We start from the raw sequence: 21,676 nt of genomic DNA, 5'->3' as shown, positions 1-21,676 counted from the left end.
GACGCTCCCGGCGACGATCCCTGGATCCGACCGCTTCGGTTCCTCCCGGCGTCGGCCGGACTCTCGTCTCCGTTCGATCCCGGGCTCTCCTCGACGGGACTACTCCGCCAGCCCGAACACGTCCCGCGGGTTCTCGTACACGACGGTGCGGATGTCGTCGACGTCGATCCCGTAGCGGTACAGCTCGAAGACGGCCCGCTTCACCGCGTACGGGTCGGTCCGGAGCACGTTCGCGCAGTCGGTGTCGACGGTGATCCGCTCGGGGCCGTACTCGTCGATGGCGTTCGCGACGTCCGCGGCGTCGACGCCGATCAGCCACGAGTGGCCGATGGTGAAACTCAGGTAGCAGTCCGTCTCCGCCATGAGGTAGTCGACGTTGTTCGCGTCCGCGTGCGAGGCGACGATCCGCTCCTCGTCGAGCCCGGCGTCGCGGGCCGCCTCGAGGTCTCGCTTTACGGCCTCCAGCGCCGGGTTCTCGCCGTCGAGGACTGGCTCCGCGCCGAGCCCCGCGTTCTTCTCGTAGCCGGGCGTGACGCCGAGGTCGTCGCGGTACTCGCGTTTCGATTCGCCCGACGTGTTCGGCGTGTGGAGGAGGACGGGGAGGTCGTGCTCGGCGGCGAGTTCCATCTGCGCTTCGACGACCGCCTGCTGTTCGTCGACGTCCCAGCGCTCGACGTGCTGGCTCGGCGTCACGCCCGTCTCGCCGACGGCGACGACCTCCTCGAGCGCGCAGTAGTCGTCCATCGCCGCCAGGACTTCGTCGGGGTCCTCGATCCGGACGCCCGTGTGGACGCCGAGCCCCAGTTTCGCCTCGAAGAAGTGGTTGCGCTCGATGGCCCGTCTCCGGTTGATCGCGTCGTCCCACAGGAACCGAACGTCGCTCGCCTCGACGGGCTTGTACGGGGTCCAGTGGTACCCCGACGACACCATCAGCATCGACCGACAGCCGGAGAGCGCGTACCGCTCGCGGTCCGACCACGAGAGCGTCTGCGCGTGGTTGTGCGGGTCGATCCACGGCAGATTCAGCAGTTCGGACGGGAGGTCCGGCAGCGATCCGCCGTCGGTCGTCTCGGGCGACCGCTCGGCGAGGTACGCGGCGTCGGTCGGTCGCCTCGTCGGACTGGACGTGGGGGGGTCGGACGCGGGCATGAGTTTCCCGTTGTGACCCCGTCCACTTAGCGTTTTACGGCTTGGTAAAACTTTAGTATGCGTCGGACTCACGTACCGACGTATGACACTTTTGATCGGGACAGACGAGGGCCTGTACCGAGCCGACGACGTACCGTTCGACCGCGACGACCTCGAACTCGTTCTCGACTGCGGCGTGGTCACCGCCGTGAAGTCGTGGGACCACACCGCGGGGGTGTTCGTCGCGTCCTCGACGGGCGCGTACCGCTCGGTCGACGGCGGCGAGACGTGGACGGACCTGGAGGTCCCGCTCGGCGACCGCTTCTGGCACGCCGGGCAGAGCGAGGTGTGGGCGATCCTCGCGACCGCGGACGGCGCGCTGTACGCCGGCACCAACGACCCCTACCTCTTCCGCTCGGTCGACGGCGGCGAGACGTGGACCGAACAGAAGGGGTTCCGCGAGCTCCCCTCTCGGGGCCACTGGGAGTCGCCGATCGACCCGCACTACGCGCGCCTGCGCGCACTGGAAACGGTCCCCGGCCGCCCGGACCACCTGATCGCGGGCGTCGAGGCCGGCGGGATCCACGTCAGCCGCGACGGCGGCCGCACCTGGTCCGACCACCGGGACGCCATCGTCGACGACGTCCACCAGGTCCTCCCGATCTCGGAGGACGTCTGGCTGGCGGCGACCGGCTACCTCGACCACGACCTCGAGAACCTCGGGCTCGGTCACGCGGTCGGCGAGGGCGGCCTCTGGCGGACGACCGACGCCGGCGAGTCCTGGACCCGGATCGACGCCGGCAACGACTTCTCGTACGTCCGGCGCGTGTTCGTCCACGACGGCCGGGTGATCTTCTGCGGCGGCGAGGAGGCACCCCCCGCCTGGGTGAACGACGACCACGGGGTCGCGCTGTTCGAGTCGACGAACTTCGGCCGCGACTTCGAGCGGGTTCCATTCCCCGGGGAACCCCACGAGGTGATCGAGACGTGGGCCGTCCACGACGGCGACGTGGTCTGCGGCTCCGGCCTCTTCGACGTGCCCGACCAGCGCGACGACGTCGAGGGGCGGATCATGCGCCGCGTCGCCGGCGGCGGCGACGGGACGGACGACGGCCCGACCTACGAGACGGTCGGTCGCGTCGACGCGAACGTCAGCCGGATCGAGGTGGTCTGAATGGGTGACGAGAGCGACCCGGCGGCGGATCCCGCGGAGCGTCGCGACCTCCCCTCGCTTCTCGGCCGGTCGCTGTACGGCGGCGTCCTCGCGTACATGGCCGTCGACGGCTTCCGGAACAACGACAAGCGCGTCGCGATCGCCGAAGAGAAGGGCGTCCCGGTGCCGGATCTGCTCGTTCCCTTCGTCACCGGCATGCTGTTCGTCGCCAACCTCGGGATCCTCCTCTGGCGGCTTCCCCGGGCGGCCGCGGGTGCGCTGGTCGTCTTCTTTCTGGGGACGACGCCCGCCATCCACGACTTCTGGAACATGGAGGGGAAGGAGCGTCAGGGCAACAAGATCAACTTCCTGAAGAACCTCGCGCTGCTCGGTGCCGCCTTCGTCTTCCTCGACGCCGCGAGCGACCGCGACGAGGAGTGACGCGGCTCCGATCCCGGTCGATTCCCGTGGTCGCTTCCGGTCGACTTCCGCTTCCGGTCGACTCCCGTCCCCGATCCGCGTTCGGGTCCCCGATTTCGCCGCCGTTCGGTGCCGACGCCTCCGATCGACGGCGTCTGACGCAGTTCTTAAGTGAGAGCGGCGTGGATGCTACCGTAATTCCCCGGACGGGCGTCGGACGCTCGGGCTGGCGGCATCGGATCGCACACAGCGTTCGGGAGAGAACACAGGACCAAGGGTCAGAATGGGATTGTTAACGAGCCTCAAAGACAGCATATCACGGGTCACGGACGGACTGTTCGCGGCCGACGAGCCCAAGCGAATCGGGATCTACGGACCGCCGAACGCCGGAAAGACGACCCTCGCGAACCGTATCGCACGCGACTGGACCGGCGACGCCGTCGGCCCCGAGAGCCACATTCCACACGAAACCAGGCGGGCCCGACGGAAGGAGAACGTCGAGATCGAACGGAACGGCCGGAAGGTCACGATCGACATCGTCGACACGCCGGGCGTGACGACGAAGGTGGACTACAAGGAGTTCCTCGACCACGACATGGACAAGGAGGACGCCGTCCGCCGGTCCCGCGAGGCGACCGAGGGCGTCGCGGAGGCGATGCACTGGCTCCGCGAGGACGTCGACGGCGTCATCTACGTGCTCGACTCCACGACGGACCCGTTCACGCAGGTGAACACGATGCTCATCGGGATCATCGAGTCACAGGACCTCCCGGCGCTCATCCTCGCGAACAAGACGGACCTCCCCGAGTCGGACGTCCAGCAGATCGCCAACGCGTTCCCCCAACACGAGACCATCCCGCTGTCGGCGTTGGAGGGCGAGAACATGGACGAAGTGTACACGAAGATCGCGGAGTACTTCGGATAATGCCGGGTGCCACTCCGGACGTCGACGGCGGCGACGACCCCGCCGACGACGGCGTCCGCATCGACATGATAAGCGGGGCCCGGATGGAGGGGCTCACGAGCATGGAGAAGATCCGGCTCATCCTCGACGGGGTCCGCGAGGGCAACATCGTCATCCTCGAGGAGGGGCTCTCGCCCGACGAGGAGTCGAAGCTCATCGAGGTGACGATGACCGAGATCAGCCCGGACGACTTCACCGGCATCGAGATCGAGACGTACCCCAAACCGGACTCCGGGAGCCAGAGCTTCCTCGACAGGCTGATGGGACGCGAGTCGACACAGAAACTCACCGTCATCGGCCCGGCCAACCGGATCGAGACGCTTCACAAGGACGAGAACCTGATCAGCACGCTCGTCTCCAGGAAATAATGCCCCACCAGTGTATCGAGTGCGGCCGGACGTTCCCCGACGGCTCCAAGGAGATGCTGTCGGGGTGTCCCGACTGCGGGGGCAACAAGTTCCAGTTCAAGCCCGGCGGCGCGACCGACTCCCCGGAGCCCGCCGCCGACTCGGGGGCGACCGCGGGTTCCGATCCGACTCCGAGTTCCGATCCGACTCCGAGTTCCGATCCGACTCCGAGTTCCGATCCGACTCCGAGTTCCGATCCGACTCCGAGTTCCGAACCGGCTCCCGGTCTCGACTCGAGCCCAGAAGCCGACCCCGAGGGTCCATCGTCGCGGTCGGACCCGGTCGGATCGGACACGGCGGATCCGGACACTGGAGGCCCGAACGCGCGAGGCCCGGACACGACGGACCCCGTCGAGGGCGACGCCGAGCGAATCGACGACGAGCAGGCGGAGGACACCGCGCAGGCCAGCGCCCGCTCCGACGTCGTCACGCCGGACGAACTCGACCGCGCGGCTCGGGAAGGTTCCTCGAGCGCGGCTCGCGATCCCGCCGAGGGCGACGCCGAGTCGATGGAGCCGCCGGCGTCACAGCCCGGCGTCGACGAGCTCCGCGACGAGCTCAACGAGCAGTTCGAGAGCATCAAGATCGTGAGCCCGGGCCAGTACGAGCTCAACCTGATGGAGCTGTACGACCGCCAGGAGTACATCATCTCCTTACAGGAGGACGGCCGGTACGTCATCGAGATGCCGGACGCCTGGGGCGTCACGGACGAGTAGGTGGGAGAATCGGCGGACTGGCCGGTTCGTCGCGGACGGACGACTCCGATCGACGCTCCTCTTTCGGCGGGTTCCCGTATGAAACGGCCGTTATATTTCGAGTGCTAGTTGTACGGGTGTTTCGGTGGGAAATTGGATGGATAGAAAGAGATCGTTGCTGTCGCGGTGAACGCGACTACGACGAACACGTCCAAAGCCCCAGCCACGACGACTCGATGCGCTCGTTGCGGTCCTCGCTCAGTCGCTACGCTCCTTCGCTGCGGTCCTTACGTCGCACGTCTTCGCCCTCGTGGCTGCCCCTTTGAGTCCCACCCGACCGCCCCGCAACCGCACCTCACCAGCCTCGTCGCTGGCGCGGTTCCGCGCCAGCGACTCCCTCGCGGGCTCCTCGCGCCTCTCCGGGGCACTCGGAGGCGCGCCACCGCTCGGGCGATCGTTCGTTCCTTCACCTGTACCGAGCGTATCGGACCGTGCTCGTCGCTGGACGGCTTGGGGCGACCCTTGTCGAAGTGGACACAGTTATCCGGTCCCCTCCGTTACGGGGTCGCATGTTTAGTGACAGCCACGCTGTTTCGAGCCCCCGCCCGGGGGACTTCGGGGGCTCTCCGGCCGCGCCGCACGCTCGACGACGATCGAAAGACGGGTTCGGCGGGATCGACGGGCTCGGGGGTCTCGAATGCGCGTAGTCGCGAAGTTCGGCGGGACGAGCCTCGGGAGCGGCGACCGGATCGACCGCGCCGCCGACTCGGTCGCCAACGCGGTCGAGGCCGGCCACGAGATCGCCGTCGTCGCGAGCGCGATGGGATCGACCACCGACGACCTCCTCGACGACATCACCTTCGACACCAACGACGCGGACCGCGCGGAGATCGTCTCGATGGGCGAGCGGACCAGCGTCCGCATGCTGAAGGCCGCCCTCTCGGTCCGCGACATCGACGCGGTCTTCCTCGAGCCCGGCCACCCCGACTGGCCGGTGATCACGAACGAGCTCGGCGAGGTCGACGTCGAGGAGACGCGCCGGCGCGCCGAGGCGCTCGCCGAACGGCTCGACGGCGTCGTCCCGATCATCACGGGCTTCCTCGCCGAGGACCACGACGGCAACGTCACCACCCTCGGCCGCGGGGGATCGGACACCACGGCGGTCATGCTCGGCAACTACATGAACGCCGACGAGGTCGTCATCGTCACCGACGTCGAGGGCGTGATGACGGGCGACCCGCGGGTCGTCGAGGGGGCCCGAAACGTCGGCCGGATCACCGTCGACGAGCTCCGGAACCTCTCGTTCCGCGGTGCCGAGGTCGTCGCCCCGTCCGCGCTGTCGTACAAGAGCGAGGAGCTCGCGGTCCGCGTCGTCCACTACCAACACGGCGACCTGCTCAGGGGCGGCACGCGGATCGAGGGGCAGTTCGAGAACCTCATCGACATGCGCGAGACGCCGCTCGCGTGTCTCACCGTCGCCGGCAGGGCGATCCGCAACCGACCGGGGATCCTCTCGAATCTCTCGGACGGCCTCCAGCGCGAGGAGATCAACATCGACGCGGTCGCCTCCGGGATGGACTCGGTCACCTTCTACGTCGACGTCGAGGTCGCCGAGCACGCCGAGGCGGTGTTACACGAGACGGTCGTCGAGGACGAGACGCTCTCGTCGGTGACCGTCGACGACCCGATCGCGGTCATCCGCGTGACCGGCGGCGAGCTCCCGAACCAGTCGGGCGTCATCCAGGAGATCATCGGGCCGCTCGCCGAGGAGGGGATCAACATCATCGACCTCATCACGAGCGCGACCTCCGTCGCGGTGTTCGTCGCCTGGGACGACCGCGAGGCGGCCCTGGAGATCGTCCAGTCCTGTTTCGACTGAGCCGCTCGGTTCCGTTCCGCGCGAACTACCCGTCCAGGTGCTCGACCACCGCGTCGACGTCGTTGGGGACGGGCTCGGGGTCGCCGCCGGCCTCGTAGGCGGCGTCCGGGTCCTTCAGCAGGTGGCCGGTCGTGAGACAGACCACCCGCTCGTCGGCGTCGACGACGCCCTCGCGGCGGAGCTTCTTCAACCCGGCGAGACTCGCCGCGGAGGCGGGCTCGACGCCGACGCCCTCGCCCGCGAGCTGGCGCTGCGCCTCGGTGATCTCGTCGTCGCTCACGGCGACGGCGGTGCCGCCGGTGTTTCGGATGCCGGGGATGGCCTTCGGCGCGTTGACCGGGTTGCCGATGCGGATCGCGGTCGCGCGCGTCTCGACCTCCTCCCAGCGGCGGACCTCGTCGTTGCCCTCCTCGATCGCCTCGACCATCGGCGCGGCCCCCTCGGCCTGAACGCCCGTCAGTTTGGGCACCTCCTCCACCGAGAGCGCGCTGGACTGGACCAGCTCTCGGAACCCCTTGTACAGCGCCGAGGTGTTGCCCGCGTTGCCGACGGGGAGGACGATCCGGTCGGGGAACGTCCCGTAGTCGGCGTAGAACTCCTCTAAGATCTCGAAGCCGATCGTCTTCTGGCCCTCCAGGCGGAACGGGTTCAGCGAGTTGAGCAGGTACGCCTCGCCGCGGGCGGCGAGCGCCTGGACGATGTCGAGGCAGGCGTCGAAGTTGCCGTCGACCTCGAGGATGCGCGCGCCGTGGAGGCTCGCCTGCGCGACCTTGCCGGCGGCGACCTTCCCCTGCGGGAGCAACACGAGCGTCTCCATCCCGCCGCGGCCGCCGTAGGCCGCGAGCGCGGCCGAGGTGTTGCCGGTGGAGGCGCAGGCGAGCGCGCCGACGCCGAGCTCCTCCGCGACCCGGACGCCGACCGTCATCCCGCGGTCCTTGAACGATCCGGTGGGGTTCATCCCCTCGTGTTTGATCCGGAGCGCGTCGACGCCCACCGACTCCTCGATCCGGGGGACGCGGTGGAGCGGGGTGTCGCCCTCGGGGAGCGTGACGCCCAGGTCGAAGGGGAGTCCCTCGCGGTAGCGCCACACGCCACGGTCGGGGCCGTCCGTGGATGCGCCCGCGCCGAACTCGTCGAACGTCGGCGGGTCGGCGTAGCGGACCTCGAGCAGGCCGTCGCAGTCGTCGCAGGTGTACCGGACCTCCTCGAACGGGGCGAACGTCTCGCCGCAGGCGATACAGGCGAGCCAGGTCCCGTCGTCCGCACAGTCGGGCGCGTCGGGAGTCGCGGCGTCGATGGCGAGGCTCATTGAGTCACCGTCCGTCCCGCCGTGCCTTAAGCCGGCCGGTGGGGACCGACGGTGCCGGGAGAGTAGACGGGCGGGACGGGCGAGGCGGGCGAGACGAGTGAAGCGGTCGGGACGGGTGAGACCGGCGTCGGATGCGCTCTCCGGTCAGTCGACGATGATCTCGGAGTCGGACCCGTCCGTCGAGTCGCCGCCGTCGCCCATCTCCGCCTGGTACCGCTGGATCCAGTCGGCGAAACACTCGGGGCAGAGCCGCTGGGTGTCGATGTTCGCCCGGTCGACGCTGAGTCGAACCGTCCGGGCGAGCGCGTCCGTCGTCGGCTCCCCGCAGGCGTCGCAGGGTTCGGTCGTCGGCGCGTCGCTCATACGGGCCGCTCGCGGCGCGAGCCCTTAAAAACTCGTCACGGGCGGCGAGACGAGCGGGTCACGTCGTCCGGAACGCGCGGTCGCCGGCGTCGCCGAGGCCGGGGACGATGAAGCCGTCGTCGTCGAGGCGGTCGTCGATGGCGACCGTCAGGAGGTCCGCCTCGGGGAAGGTCTTCCCGACGCGGACCAGCCCGTCGGGCGCGGAGACCGCCGAGAGCACGAACAGGTCCTCGAAGTCGTCGGCCTCCGCGAGGATGTGCTCGAGGACGGCACACATCGTCGAGCCGGTCGCGAGCATCGGGTCGGCGACGATCACGGTGTCGTCCGCGCCGATCTCCGGCAGCTTCACGTAGTCGATCGTGATCGGGAACTCGCCGTCCTCGTTCATGCCGGCGGTCTCGTCGCGCCCGGCGGAGATGATCCCCTGTTTCGCCCGCGGGAACGCCTTCAGAAGTCCCTCGACGAAGGGGGTCGCCGCCCGGAGCACGTTGATTATCACCACGTCGTCGAGCCCCTTCACGCGCTCGCCGGTCGTCTCCGCGAGCGGGGTCTCGACGGGCACGTACTCGGTTCCCATCGCGCCGTCGATGACCTCGTAGCCGCAGATCCGGCCGAGCTTCACCAGTCCCTTCCGGAAGGCGACCTGCTCGGTCTCGACGTCCCGGAGCCGCGAGAGGGTGTCCTTCGCCAGCGCGTGGGTGATGAGGTACGCGTTGTCGCGGTCCTCGATGGTCATTACCCGGCCAGTCGTGGCGTTCGGTTTAAAAGGTTGTCACGCGAGGTCGGGTCGGCGGGTCGGTGGGTCGGCGGGCGGGCCATCACTGTAACACGACGACGTACGTCAACGCGAAGATCGCGAGCGAGACGCCCGCGACGGTGCCCATCCCGTACTCCAGCACCTCGAGGATGTCGAGCCCCCAGACGACCGTCCACCCCAGCCACAGCGATAGGACGGCGTTCATCGCGAGCAGCACCCGCGGGTCGCCGCGCGACTCCTCGACGCCGTCCGAGAGCCCCTTCCGCTCCTCGCTCATACGTGGAGACGGGAGCGACCGACACTTAGGTCTTCCACCTTTTTCTCGTCGGATCCCCTCGCTCACTGCGTTCGCTTCGGGGACCACTCCTCGAAAAACTTGGAGGGAAAAAGCCGCCGGCTCGGCGTTCACCTCGCCGGTGGTGAACCGATCGCTTCGCTCGCGGATGCTCAGTACAGGCGAAGGAGTGAGCGATCGCCGGAGCGGTGGCGCGCCGGTGAGTGCCCGGAGGGCACGAACCCGACCGCGAGGGACGCGGCGAGCGGAGCGAGCCGCGAGGCTGGGGAGGTGTGAGGTGCGGTGCTGGGCGGTTGGGCGGGACTCAAAGGGGCAGCCGGCTCCGGGAAGACGGCCGACGCAAGCACCGCAGGAGCGAGCAACGCGAGCGACGAGGAGCACAGCGAGGCCCTCAACCGGAGCCGGCTGGGGCTTTGAAAGAGTTCACCCCGCCAGCAGCGATCTCTTTTTTTATTACTTCTAGAATTCACGAAACACCCGTTCTACAACACTCGAAATATAACGGCTACCCAGAGGATCGGACTGAAGCTCACCCGTTCGATCCGCCGCGTACCACCCGTTTTTGGTCGTGTGGACCCATGTGGGAGTATGAGTCGGCCGGATCGGCCGAGATTCGCGCGAAACCGACGGGGCGAGCCGGTCGACCCGGTGCCGTTCCTCGTGAGCGTCGGCCTCGCGTTCATGCTCGCCTTCTCGATCGGGCCGATATACGGGCTCGCCTACGGCGTCTCGCTGTCGATGTCGCTGGCGGCGTCGGGGCTCGCCTTCGCCGGCATCGCGGCCGTCGCGTACGCCCAGTTCGTCAGGGGCGCGCCCGCCGTCGACGCCGGACCGCTCCCGACCGCGCCCCGGTTCGAGCGGCTGTTGTACGCTGCGCTCGCGTTCGGCGTGGTCCTCGCGGGGCTGACGCTCCCGCTGTTGTGAGCGTCCGCGCGCCCCGTTACCGTCTCCACGATCGGTCACCGTTAGCTCCCGTGACCTCGTCACCCGACCTCCGTCGGCGCGACCGCGGAGATCCCTCGGTCGCCGATCGGCTGTGCGCAACGTTCACACAGCACCAACAGGATAAGGCGCGTCGAGTTCGGATCGGCGGGCATGGGAATCCTCGACACCGTCACGGAGACGCTCGCGTCGTCGACGCAGCGCGCGCCGGGCGACGGCGGCGACGACGGCTCGGAGGGGGCGTACTGGTGTGACGACTGTGCGACCCGCGTTCGCGACGTCGAGGTCGACGCCGAGGGACTCGACCGCGACGCGGAGGGTACCCCGCTCTGTCCCGACTGCGGGGAGGCGATGCGGTTCGAGCGCGCGAGCGACTCCGGCTGCGCCTGTTGAGGACGGGCCGGAGGCGAGAGGACGGCGAGCGTCCCCGTCGCTCCCGGTCACTCGAACCAGTCGCCGAGCACCGCGCCGAAGCCGACGGCACCGACCACGAGCGCGACCAGCGCGCCGACCCCGATCGCGGCGAGCGCCCCGTTCAGCGCCGCGGCGACGAGCACCGCCTTCGTCCAGCCGTCGCCGTGGCCCACCAGCCGGTCGGCGACCGCGAGGTACGCCACCGCCGCGCCCACCGCCCACACCACGTACGCCGCGACGAGCAGCGGGATCGCGACGAGGAGGCCGATCCCCGTGATCGCGAGCGCGAGCACCGAGACGAACAGCGCGACGAGCAGAAAGAGCCCGTAGAGGAACGCCGACCCCGGCCGATCGAGGACGACCTCGGCCATCCGTTCGACGTACGCCGGGCGGACCGCGACGAGGATCGCGGCGACCGCCAGCGTCGTGAGGAAGGCCCCGACCGCTCCGCCCGCGACTCCCTGCCCGACGGTGACGTCGAGGCCGGGAACCGGGTCCAGCGGCGACGAGGCCACCGCGGAGAGCGCGTTCATGCGACCGGGATACGCCGTCGAGCGAGATAAACCGGCCGCTCGGGATCCACGCCGCTACGGCTCCCGGAGGACGACCTCCTCGCCGCCCTCGGTCGGGAACGGGTCGGCCGCGTCGAAGTCCTCGCCGGCCTCGACCCGCGCCCACTCCTCGTCGGTGACGAGCGCGTCGTCGAGCCGACCGCGGAGGTCCGCCTCGTCGAACTCGGTCCCGATGACGACGTAGGCCGTCTCGCGGTCGCCGTGGTCCTCGTGCCACTCGAGGTCGGGACGGTTCGACCGGAGCATGTCGCGTTCGACCGGCGGCCGGCTCGCGATCCACGGCCCCGGCGCGGTCACCCGGACCGACGGTCCGGCCTGGCCAACCTGCTGACGGACCTCGTTGCCCGCGATCCAGAGGGTTCCCTTCGAACGAACGACGCCCTCGGGGAGGTCCCGGAGGACCGCCGCGATCCGCTCGGGGTGGAACGGGCGACGGCGGCGATACGTGAACGAGGTGACGCCGTACACCTCGTCGGGGTGGCGGTGTCCGTGGTCGTCGTCGCCGTGGGCATGGTCGTCGTCATCGTGGGCATCGTCGCCGGTATCGTCATCGTCGGCGTCTCGCGTCCCGTGACCCCCGTGTCCCTCGTCCTCCAGCGCGCGCTTCCAGCCGGGGAGCGTCGACACCGCCCGCTCGTCGAAGAGGTCGACGGCGAGCAGTCGGTCGGGGTCGACGGCGGAGAACTCGGTGCGGATCGTCTCCGCGTCCGGCTGGAGCGCGGCCACGAGCTCCTCGGCGCGCTCGAGCTCCGCGTCGGTACACAGGTCGGCCTTGTTGAGGAGGACGACGTTCGAGACCTCGACCTGCTCGACGAGGAGATCGGAGAGGGGACGACCCTCCGCGTCGGTGCCGCGGCGCTCGAGGTCCTCGGCGTCGGAGAAGGAGTCGAGGAACAGCCGGGTGTCGAGCACGGTCACGAGCGCGTCCACGCGATAGCGGGCGGCCGCCCGCGACTCGGTCGTGAACAGCCGGGCGACCGGCGCGGGTTCGGAGATCCCCGACGACTCGACGACGAGGTGGTCGAAGGAGCGCTCGTTCGCGAGCCGCACCACGGCGGTCTCGAGGTCGTCCTGGAGCTCACAGCAGATACAGCCGTTCGACAGCTCCGTGACCCCGTCGTCGACGTCGAGTTCGGACCCCTCCGCGATCAGCTCCGCGTCGACGTTCACGTCGCCCATGTCGTTGACGAGCACGGCGATCTCGCGGTCGCCCGCGTTCGAGAGCAGGTGGTTGAGGAGGGTCGTCTTGCCCGCCCCGAGGCTGCCCGACAGCACGGTCACCGGGATCCGGTCGCTCATGGGGGCGAATCCGACCCGCCGGCCCTTCAACTCCCCGGAGCCGGGGATATCGCGAGTCGATCGACCGCTCGGGGCCGTCGCTCGGTCTCAACGAAAGCCGATACGTTGATACGCCGCCCCCACCGAGTGCCGGGCATGAACGGTCTCGTTCCCATCACCGGGATCGCCGCGGTCGTCGCGACGGTATCGATGGTCTTCGCCATGCTGTACCTGGTCTGGCTCTCGATGGGCGACGAGACCCACGCGCCGAGCCCGGACGACGGCGACCGCCCGGAGCTCGACGACGGCGACGGCGAGGAGAGCCAGCCCGAGGTCACTGACGGCACCTCGGCCTGAGACGACGCGGTCGCCCGCCTGCCGCTCCCGTCTTTTCCGTGCGTCAGTCTCACGACCGCGACAGGTTTACGGCGGTCGCCCGGCCATGAACGACGATGACAGTCGCAGACCGGATCGCGGCGTTCCGCGCCGCCCTCGAGGAGTGGCTCCGCGGTCTCTACCACGGGATGATCACCCATCCGGCCTACGAGAAGATCGAGAAGGAGGCCGAGGACGCCGAGGACGCGTTCATGCTGGCGTGTTTCCCCGACGCCTTCGGGATCCCCTCGCCCGTCTCCTACTACACCGCCGAGCTGTTGCCGTACCTCGAAGACGAGTTCGAGGCGTGGGAGCGCCGGCTGTGGGACCGTGACAGCCTGATCGAGCGCAAGGGCCAGCAGTACCACTTCTGATGGAGCAGTTCGTCTTCTTCGGCGGGAAGGGCGGCGTCGGCAAGACGACCGTCTCGTGTGCGTACGGCTACAAGTGTGCCAACGCCGGGCTCCGGACGCTCGTCGTCTCGACGGACCCCGCCCACTCGGTGTCCGACGTCTTCGACCAGTCGTTCGGCGACGACCCCGCCCCCGTCGAGGGCGTCGACGGACTCGACGCGATGGAGATCGACCCGGACGACGAGGTCCAACGACACCTCTCGGAGATCCGCGAGGGGCTCTCCGAACAGGTCTCGGCCGCGATGGTCAACGAGATCAACCGCCAGCTGGAGATGTCCCACGGGACCCCCGGCGCGTACGAGGCCGCGCTCTTCGACGCGTTCGTCGGCGTGATGCGCGAGGAGGGCGAGCCGTACGACCGGGTCGTCTTCGACACGGCACCCACGGGCTCGACGCTCCGACTGCTCGGGCTTCCGGAGTTCCTCGGCGACTGGATCGACCGGCTGATGTACAAGCGGAAGCAGTCGATCGACCTCTTCGAGAAGGCGGCGATCGGCGACATGGAGGCCAGACGAATGATGGAGGGTGACCCGGTTCTGGCGCGACTGGAGGACCGAAAGGAGTTCTTCGAGTTCGCCGGGGAGGCGCTTCGGGAGGACGCAGCCTTCTTCCTCGTGTTGAACCCCGACCAGCTGTCCGTCAACGAGACCGAGCGGGCGATCGAGGCGTTCGCCGACCGCGACCTCGCGGTGCGCGGGCTCGTCGCGAACAAGCTCACGCCCGAACCCGACGACGACGAGGAGGGGAGGGGTGCCCGGTACCTGCGCGAGAAGGTCGCCACCGAGCGCGAGCGGATCGGACAGGTCGAGGAGGGGTTCGACCCGCCGCTGCTCGCGGCCATCGAGTCGCGCACACGCGAGGTCCGCGGCGACCTCCTCGAGGAGGTCGCCACCGAGCTCGACGTCGATCCCGCTCCGCCCGAGCGCGCGTGATTGGTATCCTCAACTCCGATCGAAAAACCAACTTTTCGAGATAAGAAAACAATTGGAGACGCCGTCCGGTAACCCGATTACGCGGTCGTCGTTCCCGTAACTATCACGGATGATGGGAATATTTAACACGTACTTCGAAAATTCGTAGCACGAGGCAGTTACCCAATGACAAACGTAATCTGGATCGTCGTCGCGGTGCTGGCCACGTTCACCGTCGGGTACATGGGGTACTCGCGGTACCTCTCGCGATTCGTCGATCTCGACGACGACCGGGAGACGCCGGCACACAAGTACGAGGACGGACAGGAGTACGTACCGGCGAAGAAGCCGGTGCTACTGGGGCATCACTTCTCGAGCATCGCGGGCGGCGCGCCGATCGTCGGCCCGATCACCGCGGGGGCCATCTGGGGATGGGTCCCGGCGCTGCTGTGGGTCGCCATCGGCAACCCGCTGATGGGCGCGGTCCACGACTTCATCTCCCTTTCCGGGTCGGTCCGTCACGAGGGGCGGTCGATCGGGTACATCGTCGGCCAGTACGTCGGCGAACGGGGGAAGGACCTCCTGTTGTGGTTCGCGTTCCTCACGATCATCCTCGTCGTGGCGGTGTTCGCGCTCGTAGTGGGCATCGTGTTCAACGCGTTCCCGCAGGTGACGACCGCGAGCTTCGTGTACGTGCTGCTCGCGCTCGGTTTCGGGGTGTACCTCTACCAGCTCAACGGGCCGTTCGTTCCGGGAACCGTGCTCTTCGTCGCCGGCGTCTTCGCCGGCGTCTGGGTCGGCATCCAGTTCCCGTTCGCGCTGTTCGAGCTGGCCGGCGACGCCAGCCACCCCGCCGGCACGTTCGTGCTGTTCAGCGGCACTGGCTCGTGGGTTCCGGGCGCGGCCGCGCTCGGCGGCAACACCGCCGCGTGGGTGCCCGTGATCATGGTGTACGGCGCGATAGCGAGCGCGCTCCCGGTGTGGGTGCTGCTCCAGCCGCGCGACTACCTCTCGTCGTTCCTGCTGTACACCGGGGTCGGCGGCGGCGTGCTCGCGATCATCGCCGGCACGCTGTTCGCGACGTCCGCGGAACCGCTCGTCATCGACTCGTCGATCGCGCCGTTCCAGGGCTTCTGGGGCGTCGAGGCCGCGGGGCTGTACCCGCTGTTCCCGCTGCTTTTCATCACCATCGCCTGCGGAACGATAAGCGGGTTCCACTCGCTCGTCTCCTCGGGGACGACGGCGAAACAGCTGAACAAGGAGAGCGACGCCCGGCTCATCGGCTACGGCGGCATGCTCGGCGAGGGAATGCTCGCCGCGCTGGCGCTGTCGACGCTCGCGGTCGCCGGGTTCGCCGGCGACGCGGCGGCGGGCGGGATCGGCGGTGCGCTCCCGAACTTCGCGACCGGCGGGGGGATGATCCTCACGAGCTTCGGCGTCCCCCAGACGATCGGCTCGGTGTTCATGGCGCTCGTCCTGGTGAGCTTCCTCCTCACCTCGACGGACACCGCGGTCCGGCTGGGGCGGTACATGATGGAGGAGATCGTCGGGATGGACGACGGCATGACCGTCAGCGGGCTCTCGGGCGGCATCGGCTCGTTCGCCCGCGGCCGGTACACCAATCCGCTGATCCAGATCGGGCTCGGCTACCTCCTCGTGATCTCCGGACAGTGGGCGACGCTGTGGGCGCTGTTCGGCGGCGCGAACCAGCTGCTCGCCGCGCTGGCGCTTCTGACCGCCACCGTCTGGATCGCCAACTGGGACGACTCCAAACAGCTCGTCTCCACCGGCGTCCCGATGGCGGTGATGGTGACGATCACCGTGCTCGGGCTGCTCTGGCTGGCGGTGTTCCAGAACCTCTATCTCAACCTCATCCAGGGCGGTGCCGGAACGATCGGCGCGCAGATCTCCTCGGTCGTCCAGATAATCCTCGCGCTCGTGTTGATCGGGCTCGCGCTGTCGCTCGTCCGGCTCGGATACGGCAACCTGAAGTCGGTCCGGGGCGGTAGCCAGCCGACCGCCGAGCCGGGCGACGACTGAGTCGTCGACGACCGGATCGCGGACGCCGACCGCCCGCGACGGGCGACCGCTCGCGGACCGGTCCGCGGGACCCGTTTTTTCGACCGAACTCCTTCGACCGAACTCCTTCGACCGAACCGCTACCGCCAGAACCGCTTGGCGAACCGCGAGAGGAACCCCTCGTCGGGCTCCTCGACCGGCTCCCAGAGCCGGAAGGCGCCGGCGATGCCCGCCGCCTCGCTTTCGACGATCGACTCCGTCTCGGGGGCGACGACGACCAGGTTCACCTCGTAGTGGCCGTAGTAGCCGAACTTCAACAGGGTGCGGTCGCGGAAGCCGTCGACGAAGTCGGCGACGTCGTCGGGGAGGTGGTCGCCGACGAGCACGAAGGTCACGTCGGTGCCGTAGTGCTGTTCGTCGCCCTCGACGCGCTCGTCGGCGACCTCGTGGCCGAGGTCGACGAGCCGCTCCAGCTCCCCGACCGTCGGGGTCGACACCCGCCGGGCGAACAGGTACTCCTTCGTCTCGTGGTCCGCGTAGCTCAACGCGGGGTGGAGGAACTGCTTCTGGTTGCGCATCCGCATCTCGGCGTACAGCTCGAACCGCTCGCCGCGGACGGCGTAGTCGGTCTCGAGGTCGTAGCTGTACATCAGCCGGTCGGAGACCCGGTCGAGGTACTCGTCGTCGTAGTCGGGGACGCGCTCGCGGATCTCCGGCGGGAGCTCCTCGGAGTCGTGACGCGGGCCGTCCCCCGGCTTCGACTCCGCCGCGTCGTCGGCCGCGTCGCGGTCGGACATCGTCACGCGTCGGTTCCCGCGTCGTCGCCGGCGTCCGCGTCCGCCGTCGGATCGTACGCGACCGCGTCGCCGTCGACCGGGGGCGCGCCGATCGCGAGGATCTCGACCGGCCCGTCGGCGTCGGCGGGGTTGTGCGCCCGCTGAGGGCTCCCGGGGTCGACCGCGAACAGTTCACCGGCGTCCACCTCGTAGGTCCGGTCGGGCGTCTCGACCGCGAGCGTGCCGGAGAGGACGTAGAAAGCCTCCTCCTGGGTCTCGTGGTAGTGATACGCGAGCGGGACCTGCTCGCCCGGCGCGGCGCGGAAGCGGTTCAGCGCGACCTCGTCGAGTCCGGCCGGCCCCGTCAGCTTCCGGCACTCGCAGGGGCGGTCCGGCTCCGGCTCGACCGACTCCGTGTCGACGACGCGGTATCCCATGCGTGGCCATACCAGACGCCCCATAAAAGCGCGTCGGGCGACGCGACGACGATCGCAACCCCTCGAACGCCCGAAACCGGTCGTGCGTGCCGCACCGCCGACACGGTTTAGTGAACTCGCACACACGATCGTGACAGAAAGCGCCATGACCGACGAAGCGAACGCGAAACGGACCGAGGCGTGCGGCCGGTGTTCGATGTCGACCGTCGTCGACGCGGTGAACGGCGACGAGTCGCCGGAGGACCGCGCCGAGCGGGACCCGTTCGCCGGCGACCGGATCGAGGTCGACGAGTCCGCGATCCGCCGGGTGTCGCCCGCCGGATTCCTCGGCGACCTCAAGTCGCGGCTCGACGAGGTCGCGCGCCGGATCGCCTACGGGAAGTAGCCCGCCGCGTGCGCGGCATCGACGGGGGAAGCGCCGTCGGAAAGTCACACGTCGGTTATCAGCGCCGAGACGCCGACGGGGAGACTTATACTCGTCCGACACGTCGGTTGTGGTAACCAATGGAAGAGAGCATCTCCGGGTTCAAACAACGCGGGGACTGGGGCGACGTCGTCGAGCACGGCGAGCGGATCACGCTCGCGCTCCGGGAGGCCGGCGTCGACGGCGACGCCTTCCACGAGTTCGACGACTGGCGACCGAAGGCCCACGAGCGGATAGACGAGGACGTCTCGGAGAAGACCGCGAAGCAGGCGTCGGTGAGCGAGGGCGACGGCGAGAAGGCCGGCAAGACGCCGGGCGACGACCTCCAGACGGCGGGCGAGAAGCTCACCGAGTCCTACGAGAAGGTCGAGGAGGACGACACGGAGGGCGCGGTGGAGCGCTGGGGCGAGTCGATAAACCACGTCGCCCGCGCCGCCGACTCGGCGGGCCGGAAGGCGATCCGGAAGGTCGAGGACACGGTGTACCGGAAGGTGATGACCCAGATGGCCCCGTACTACTTCGACAACGAACTCATCAGCGCCAACGTCACCGAGGTCGCCCGCGGCGACGACGGCGAGACGTTCGAGTTCGAGGTGAACGTCAACGACGACGAGTTGAAATCCGAGGTGAGCGACATCCTCGCGGAGTACGAGTCGGAGATCGACCGCTGGCACGTCGAGACCGAGAAGCGGACCGAGGACGTCGCGGCCGCGGAGGGCGTCGAGCCGCCCGAGGAGGAGGGCGGTCCCGAGTCGACGATGACCTGACTCGACCGAATGACCTGACTCGGCGACGGCCGGGGGCGGCGACGGGTCCGACGCGGCACGGGAGCTTTATCCATCGACCCCCCGAAACCGCGTCCATGACGCCTCCGCTCCGGATCGAGCCCGGGGAGCGCCCCGCAGACGAGATCATCGCCGCGTTGCGGGAGGGACGGCGGGTCGTCCTCGACGTCGAGGTGGCCGGAAGCGCCCACGAGGTGGTGCTCCGGTACGACGGCGAGACGTACCACTGTGACACCCCGACGAGCCTCCACAGGCACACCGAGGAGGCGGAGATGCGCGCCTGCCTCGACCGCATGGGGTACGCAGCGGAAGACTGATCTTTAATCCGCTCGCGGACGACACGTCACCATGGCCGAAGCAGAGATCGAGGACCTCGTCGGCGACGTCTCCCCGTCGTTCGAGCACGTGCTCTCGTGCGTCTTCGGCATCCGAGACCACGAGAGCAGGACGTATCTGACGCTGATCGAGTACCGGGGCAGCACCGTCGCCGAGCTGGCGGACGCGCTCGACCGCGACCGCTCGAACGTGAACCGCTCGCTGTCGACGCTCCGCGAGAAGGGGCTCGTCGAGCGCCGCCGCCGTCTGCTGGACTCGGGCGGGTACGTCTACCAGTACACCGCGATCCCCGTCCCGGAGGCGAAGCGGCTCCTCCACGACGCGCTCGACGAGTGGGTCGCCGGCGTCCACGAGTCGATCGACGCGTTCGACCCCGAGGAGGCGTAGGTCGTCGGGGAACGCCCGGTCACGCGTCCTCGCCCGCCGCCGATTTCCCGTCGTCTCCCGCCGACTTCCCGTCGTCCCCCGCCGACTCCCCGTCGTTCGCCGTCAACCCCGCTCCTTCCGGTCGGTCGAGCGCGCGCGGCGCGTCGTGGTGGTCGGAGTAGCCGTCGAACCAGCGGACGATCCGCTCGATCCGGTCGACGACGTGGCCGGGCTCGCCCGAGCGGGAGAGCTCGTGGCCCTCCCGCGGGTAGCGGACGAACCGGGTGTCGACGCGGTTCTTCCGGAGGATCCGGTGGAACAGTTCCGCCGTACAGATCGGGGTGCGGGTGTCGTCCTCGGCGTGGATCAGGAGGGTCGGGGTGTCGACCGCGTCGGCGTGCCCGGTCGGGGACTGCTCCCACAGCCACGCGGGCTCCTCGGAGGGGACGGCGTCGAAGTCGCCCTCGAGCAGCCGGTACGCGCCGTCCGTCGAGCCGTAGAAGCCGGTGAGGTCGTACACGCCGCGCTGGGCGACCGCGGCGCGGAACCGGTCGCTCCGGCCGACCGCCCACGCGGTCATGAACCCGCCGAAGGAGCCGCCGGTGACGAAGACGTTCGACTCGTCGATCGGGTACCGCGCGACCGTCTCGTCGACGCCGGCGGTCACGTCGGCGAAGGTCACGTCGCCCCAGTCGCGCTCGATCGCGCGCATGAACGCCTCGCCGTACCCCGCCGAACCGCGCGGGTTCGACCAGAAGACGACGTAGCCGCGGGCGGCGAGCGTCTGGAACTCGTGCCACATCGTCCCCGATGTCGACCACATCGCGTGCGGGCCGCCGTGGATCTCGACGGCGAGCGGGTACCGATCCCCCGAGTCGGGGTCGAACTCGGGCGGCGTGAGCACCCATCCCTGGATCTCGACGCCGTCGGAGTCGAACCGGATCTCCTCGGGCTCGCCGACGTGGCGCTCGGCGAGGAGGTCGGCGTTGAGTTCGGTCAGCCGGGTCGTCGTCCCTTCCGCGGCGTCGTGACGGAACACGTCGCCCGGGTGGTCCCACTCGCTGCGCGCGAGCGCGACGCGGACCGCGCCGGGCCCGCCCCCGTCTGACCCAGTCCCGTCGCCGCCGACCGTCGCGCCGGAGACGGTGCCCTCCCGGAGGAGCCGCCGGGGGTCGGCGCTCCCGTCGGCGGGGACGTGCCACAGCGCGGTCTCGCCCTCGTCGGGCGTGGCGAAGTAGAGCGTCTCGCCGTCGGGCCCCCACTGCGGGGTCACGTCGTCGTCGAGGTCGCGGTCGAGGTCGGCGGTGAGCGACGTCACCGAGCCGTCCGCCCGGTCGAGGACGTGGAGGTCCGTCTGTCGGAGCGACATTCGGTCGGGGTCGGTGCGGGTGAACGCGACCCGGCCGTCCGCGGTCGCCGCGATCGGCGACGCCCACCCCGTCGTGGTGTGGACCCGTTCGACCGCGTCGGCCGCGAGGTCGTGGGCGTGGATCGCGATCTCGGCGGAGTCGTCGGGGTCCTCGCCGACCGACTCGGCGTAGTAGAGCGTGTCGGCGTCGCCCCACTCCGGCGCGGCGAAGTCGGCGTCGCGGCCGGTGACCCGCTCGACGGCCGAGTCGTCGGCACGCGACCGGTCGCCCGCGACTCCGTCCGCGACCGCCTCCGCGTCGACGACGTAGATCCCCGACCGCCGCCCGTCGAAGTACTCCGCTCCCGAGCGGAACACCGTTCGGTCGACCACCCGCGGGTCGGGATGATCGTCGGGCTCGTACTCGTCGGGGACGGACAGGTCGCGTCCCGCCTCCCGGTCCTCGGCGGTGACCGACTGAACGAACGCGATCCGCTCGCCGTCGGGCGACCAGGCGATCTCCGTGACGCCGCCGACGACGTCGGTGACTCGACGGGCCTCGCCTCCGTGAACCGGGAGGACCCACAGCTGTCGGCGGTCGTCGTCGTCCCCGCGCGTCGAGGTGAACGCGATCCGGTCGCCGGAGGGGCTCCAGCGCGGCTCCGCGTCCGCCCCCTCGGCGAGGGTGAAGCGCCGCGGCTCGCCGCCGTCGGCGTCGACGAGATACACCGTCGACTCGCGCTCCTCGTCGCCCTTTGGCTGCCGTCGGAGGAAGGCGACCCGGTCGCCGTCCGGGGAGATCCGGGGGTCCGCCGGCGTCGCGATGTCGTGATACGTCGCGGCCGTGACTCGCTCCATACCCGACCGTCGGCCCGTCCGCTCAAAAGCCGTCGGGAGCCGGAAGCGGCGG

26 protein-coding genes are annotated in these 21,676 nt (G+C 69.4%); 16 read left to right on the top strand and 10 right to left on the bottom strand.

Going from position 1 to position 21,676, the window contains the following annotated elements:
* Positions 1–99: 99 nt before the first annotated feature.
* Entirely contained in the window at positions 100–1,149 is a 1,050-nt protein-coding gene (locus tag AXA68_RS03095) for a TatD family hydrolase (protein WP_066412695.1), read from the bottom strand.
* An 82-nt stretch (positions 1,150–1,231) separates the two neighbouring features.
* On the opposite strand from AXA68_RS03095, the gene AXA68_RS03090 reads away from it, so the two are divergent.
* The 6 genes from AXA68_RS03090 to AXA68_RS03065 all read left to right on the top strand — a co-directional run bounded on the left by AXA68_RS03090 (position 1,232) and on the right by AXA68_RS03065 (position 6,646).
* The gene (locus AXA68_RS03090; protein WP_066412693.1) at positions 1,232–2,302 is read left to right on the top strand and encodes a WD40/YVTN/BNR-like repeat-containing protein; all 1,071 of its coding nucleotides are present in this window, start codon (positions 1,232–1,234) and stop codon (positions 2,300–2,302) included.
* Positions 2,303–2,722, top strand: coding sequence for a DoxX family protein (locus AXA68_RS03085; protein WP_066412681.1), 420 nt, complete (start codon positions 2,303–2,305; stop codon positions 2,720–2,722).
* A gap of 262 nt (positions 2,723–2,984) precedes the next feature.
* The gene (locus AXA68_RS03080) at positions 2,985–3,626 is read left to right on the top strand and encodes an Era-like GTP-binding protein (RefSeq protein ID WP_066412679.1); all 642 of its coding nucleotides are present in this window, start codon (positions 2,985–2,987) and stop codon (positions 3,624–3,626) included.
* Complete coding sequence (locus AXA68_RS03075) at positions 3,626–4,033, top strand: DUF2073 domain-containing protein (RefSeq protein WP_066412677.1); 408 nt, start codon at positions 3,626–3,628, stop codon at positions 4,031–4,033. The genes AXA68_RS03080 and AXA68_RS03075 overlap by 1 nt, the downstream gene beginning before the upstream one ends.
* Complete coding sequence (locus AXA68_RS03070; RefSeq protein WP_066412663.1) at positions 4,033–4,788, top strand: OapC/ArvC family zinc-ribbon domain-containing protein; 756 nt, start codon at positions 4,033–4,035, stop codon at positions 4,786–4,788. The genes AXA68_RS03075 and AXA68_RS03070 overlap by 1 nt, the downstream gene beginning before the upstream one ends.
* Positions 4,789–5,464: 676 nt before the next feature.
* Positions 5,465–6,646, top strand: coding sequence for an aspartate kinase (locus AXA68_RS03065; protein ID WP_066412662.1), 1,182 nt, complete (start codon positions 5,465–5,467; stop codon positions 6,644–6,646).
* Between the two features lie 25 nt (positions 6,647–6,671).
* On the opposite strand, the gene thrC is transcribed toward AXA68_RS03065, so the two are convergent.
* The 4 genes from thrC to AXA68_RS03045 all read right to left on the bottom strand — a co-directional run bounded on the left by thrC (position 6,672) and on the right by AXA68_RS03045 (position 9,352).
* Positions 6,672–7,955, bottom strand: coding sequence for a threonine synthase (gene thrC, locus AXA68_RS03060; RefSeq protein WP_066412654.1), 1,284 nt, complete (start codon positions 7,953–7,955; stop codon positions 6,672–6,674).
* A 144-nt stretch (positions 7,956–8,099) separates the two neighbouring features.
* Positions 8,100–8,318, bottom strand: coding sequence for a DUF7569 family protein (locus tag AXA68_RS03055; RefSeq protein ID WP_066412651.1), 219 nt, complete (start codon positions 8,316–8,318; stop codon positions 8,100–8,102).
* A gap of 58 nt (positions 8,319–8,376) precedes the next feature.
* The gene (upp, locus tag AXA68_RS03050; protein ID WP_066412646.1) at positions 8,377–9,054 is read right to left on the bottom strand and encodes a uracil phosphoribosyltransferase; all 678 of its coding nucleotides are present in this window, start codon (positions 9,052–9,054) and stop codon (positions 8,377–8,379) included.
* Positions 9,055–9,136: 82 nt separating this feature from the next.
* Positions 9,137–9,352 (bottom strand): hypothetical protein, encoded by a 216-nt coding sequence (locus AXA68_RS03045; RefSeq protein ID WP_066412645.1) that lies wholly within the window; start codon positions 9,350–9,352, stop codon positions 9,137–9,139.
* A 606-nt stretch (positions 9,353–9,958) separates the two neighbouring features.
* On the opposite strand from AXA68_RS03045, the gene AXA68_RS03040 reads away from it, so the two are divergent.
* Together AXA68_RS03040 and AXA68_RS03035 are read left to right on the top strand one after the other, a co-directional pair.
* Complete coding sequence (locus tag AXA68_RS03040; protein ID WP_066412644.1) at positions 9,959–10,294, top strand: hypothetical protein; 336 nt, start codon at positions 9,959–9,961, stop codon at positions 10,292–10,294.
* 171 nt (positions 10,295–10,465) lie between these two features.
* Positions 10,466–10,705, top strand: a complete 240-nt coding sequence (locus tag AXA68_RS03035) for a hypothetical protein (protein ID WP_066412627.1) — start codon at positions 10,466–10,468, stop codon at positions 10,703–10,705.
* Positions 10,706–10,752: 47 nt separating this feature from the next.
* Here AXA68_RS03035 and AXA68_RS03030 read toward each other — a convergent pair whose 3' ends face one another.
* Both AXA68_RS03030 and AXA68_RS03025 read right to left on the bottom strand, forming a co-directional pair.
* Positions 10,753–11,259, bottom strand: a complete 507-nt coding sequence (locus AXA68_RS03030) for a hypothetical protein (RefSeq protein WP_066412625.1) — start codon at positions 11,257–11,259, stop codon at positions 10,753–10,755.
* A 54-nt stretch (positions 11,260–11,313) separates the two neighbouring features.
* On the bottom strand, positions 11,314–12,597 hold the full coding sequence (locus AXA68_RS03025) for a CobW family GTP-binding protein (protein ID WP_066412623.1): 1,284 nt from the start codon (positions 12,595–12,597) through the stop codon (positions 11,314–11,316).
* Positions 12,598–12,732: 135 nt separating this feature from the next.
* Between AXA68_RS03025 and AXA68_RS03020 the strand changes: the two genes are divergently transcribed.
* The 4 genes from AXA68_RS03020 to AXA68_RS03005 all read left to right on the top strand — a co-directional run bounded on the left by AXA68_RS03020 (position 12,733) and on the right by AXA68_RS03005 (position 16,315).
* Entirely contained in the window at positions 12,733–12,933 is a 201-nt protein-coding gene (locus tag AXA68_RS03020) for a hypothetical protein (protein WP_066412621.1), read from the top strand.
* A gap of 95 nt (positions 12,934–13,028) precedes the next feature.
* Positions 13,029–13,325, top strand: coding sequence for a hypothetical protein (locus AXA68_RS03015; RefSeq protein WP_066412619.1), 297 nt, complete (start codon positions 13,029–13,031; stop codon positions 13,323–13,325).
* A complete protein-coding gene (locus AXA68_RS03010) occupies positions 13,325–14,296 on the top strand; it encodes an ArsA family ATPase (protein ID WP_066412616.1) in 972 nt (323 codons plus the stop codon). Before AXA68_RS03015 ends, AXA68_RS03010 begins: the two co-directional genes overlap by 1 nt.
* Positions 14,297–14,461: 165 nt before the next feature.
* Positions 14,462–16,315 (top strand): carbon starvation CstA family protein, encoded by a 1,854-nt coding sequence (locus AXA68_RS03005; protein WP_066412615.1) that lies wholly within the window; start codon positions 14,462–14,464, stop codon positions 16,313–16,315.
* Positions 16,316–16,434: 119 nt separating this feature from the next.
* Here the strand turns inward: AXA68_RS03005 and AXA68_RS03000 are convergent, their stop codons facing one another.
* Both AXA68_RS03000 and AXA68_RS02995 read right to left on the bottom strand, forming a co-directional pair.
* Positions 16,435–17,091, bottom strand: coding sequence for a hypothetical protein (locus AXA68_RS03000; RefSeq protein ID WP_066412613.1), 657 nt, complete (start codon positions 17,089–17,091; stop codon positions 16,435–16,437).
* A gap of 2 nt (positions 17,092–17,093) precedes the next feature.
* Positions 17,094–17,507, bottom strand: a complete 414-nt coding sequence (locus AXA68_RS02995; protein ID WP_066412611.1) for a cupin domain-containing protein — start codon at positions 17,505–17,507, stop codon at positions 17,094–17,096.
* Between the two features lie 145 nt (positions 17,508–17,652).
* Between AXA68_RS02995 and AXA68_RS02990 the strand changes: the two genes are divergently transcribed.
* The 4 genes from AXA68_RS02990 (at position 17,653) to AXA68_RS02975 (ending at position 19,439) form a co-directional block, all read left to right on the top strand.
* Positions 17,653–17,892 (top strand): hypothetical protein, encoded by a 240-nt coding sequence (locus AXA68_RS02990; protein WP_066412609.1) that lies wholly within the window; start codon positions 17,653–17,655, stop codon positions 17,890–17,892.
* Between the two features lie 119 nt (positions 17,893–18,011).
* Entirely contained in the window at positions 18,012–18,698 is a 687-nt protein-coding gene (locus AXA68_RS02985; RefSeq protein ID WP_066412607.1) for a DUF5828 family protein, read from the top strand.
* Positions 18,699–18,793: 95 nt separating this feature from the next.
* Positions 18,794–19,033, top strand: a complete 240-nt coding sequence (locus AXA68_RS02980) for a hypothetical protein (protein ID WP_066412605.1) — start codon at positions 18,794–18,796, stop codon at positions 19,031–19,033.
* 31 nt (positions 19,034–19,064) lie between these two features.
* Positions 19,065–19,439, top strand: coding sequence for a helix-turn-helix domain-containing protein (locus tag AXA68_RS02975; RefSeq protein WP_066412599.1), 375 nt, complete (start codon positions 19,065–19,067; stop codon positions 19,437–19,439).
* Positions 19,440–19,458: 19 nt separating this feature from the next.
* Here AXA68_RS02975 and AXA68_RS02970 read toward each other — a convergent pair whose 3' ends face one another.
* On the bottom strand, positions 19,459–21,624 hold the full coding sequence (locus AXA68_RS02970; protein ID WP_066412596.1) for a S9 family peptidase: 2,166 nt from the start codon (positions 21,622–21,624) through the stop codon (positions 19,459–19,461).
* Between the last annotated feature and the right edge of the window lie 52 nt (positions 21,625–21,676).

Origin of the sequence: Halorubrum aethiopicum (assembly GCF_001542905.1) — an archaeon.
Taxonomy (GTDB): domain Archaea; phylum Halobacteriota; class Halobacteria; order Halobacteriales; family Haloferacaceae; genus Halorubrum; species Halorubrum aethiopicum.
The sequence above is the reverse complement of the archived record's forward strand: the minus strand, read 5'-3'. Positions and strand labels throughout refer to the sequence as shown.